This window comes from Cellvibrio sp. OA-2007, from assembly GCF_000953825.1.
In the GTDB taxonomy this organism is placed as follows: Bacteria; Pseudomonadota; Gammaproteobacteria; order Pseudomonadales; family Cellvibrionaceae; genus Cellvibrio.
In genome coordinates, this window is record NZ_BBUL01000039.1 from 1 (window position 1) to 1,390 (window position 1,390).

Annotated in this window: 1 protein-coding gene; it reads left to right on the forward strand. The window is 60.4% G+C overall.

Features of this window, described 5'->3' with window-relative positions:
• Positions 1–560: 560 nt before the first annotated feature.
• The coding region (ltrA, locus tag AWU77_RS02160) for a group II intron reverse transcriptase/maturase (protein ID WP_238582288.1) at positions 561–1,390 on the forward strand (830 nt) is incomplete at its 3' end.

Sequence of the window (1,390 nt, forward strand, 5' to 3'; positions counted from 1 at the left end):
TTTTTATTTGGTGCGCCCAGCATGGGCGCACTCTTGCGGGTGGAAGTCCCGCCGCGAGCTGACCACAGTGAGCGAAGCGAAGCACAACTGCATGAGGGCGACCGAGTGTGGGGAGGAAGTGTGGAGCGAAACTGCGAGCCGATGGACAAGAATCGGATATAAGGCGCTGCCGAGCAGGGCGAGCGGGCCAAAAACCGCGAAGCTCTTGTGGTCAAGGCGAAGTGGCGTAGATCCGGCGGTTGTGCAGTGAAGGAGTGCGTTCTTACCTGGGGAGATCTCGCCTTGTGCCTGAAAGGGCGACGAAAAAAAAATCGGAGCGAGAAGTCAGCAGAGGCCGTAGTAGCTGAGTTTTTTTTCAGCGAAGGGCCGAACGAGTAGGAGTGTCGAACAACTTGTCGATGAATCGTGTACGGCATCAGATGCCCGCATCAGCGGGGCGGGTCGCGGTAAGGCGGGGTAAAGCCTCGTCCAAAGTGATCAGCGATGAAACACGGCTCCCGCGACAAGACCTGGCAGACACAGGGCGAGACTTGCTCACGCAAGCGCTCGCGAGGGAGAACATGCAACGCGCGTGGAAACGCGTGAAGGCGAACAAGGGAGCCGCTGGCGTCGATGGTCTGGATATTGCCCAGACCGGACAACGCTTGAAGCACGCTTGGCCGACTATCAGGAAGCAGCTGGTGGAAGGCACGTACCGGCCCATGCCGGTGCGGCGCGTCGGCATTCCGAAGCCGGATGGAAGCGAACGTGAACTGGGGATACCCACCGTGACCGACCGTCTGATTCAGCAGGCACTATTGCAGGTGCTGCAACCGCTGATCGATCCTACCTTTAGTGAACACAGCCACGGGTTTCGGCCCGGCCGGCGTGCGCGCGATGCCGTGCTCGCAGCACAGCAGTACGTGCAACAAGGCTACCGAACCGTGGTCGACGTCGATCTGTCGAAGTTCTTTGATCGGGTCAACCACGACATCTTGATCGACCGTCTAAGGAAACGCGTGAACGACGCTGGAGTCATCCGGCTGGTGCGCGCCTACCTGAACGCGGGCATCATGGATGACGGCGTGGTGGTCGAGCGAGGTGAAGGGACGCCGCAAGGCGGACCGCTCTCGCCGCTCTTGGCCAATGTGCTTCTCGACGAGGTGGATCGGATGCTGGAACGACAGGGGCACCGCTTTGCCCGCTATGCCGATGACTGCAACGTGTACGTGCGCAGCCGGAAGGCAGGTGAGCGGGTGATGGCTCTGCTCAAGCGCCGGTACGACAAGCTGCACTTGAAGATCAACGAATCGAAAAGTGCGGTGAGCCGAGCGTTCGGCCGCAAATTTCTGGGCTACGAGCTGTGGATGGGCCCGAAAGGCGAGGTGAAACGGGCGGTGTCGAGGAAGGC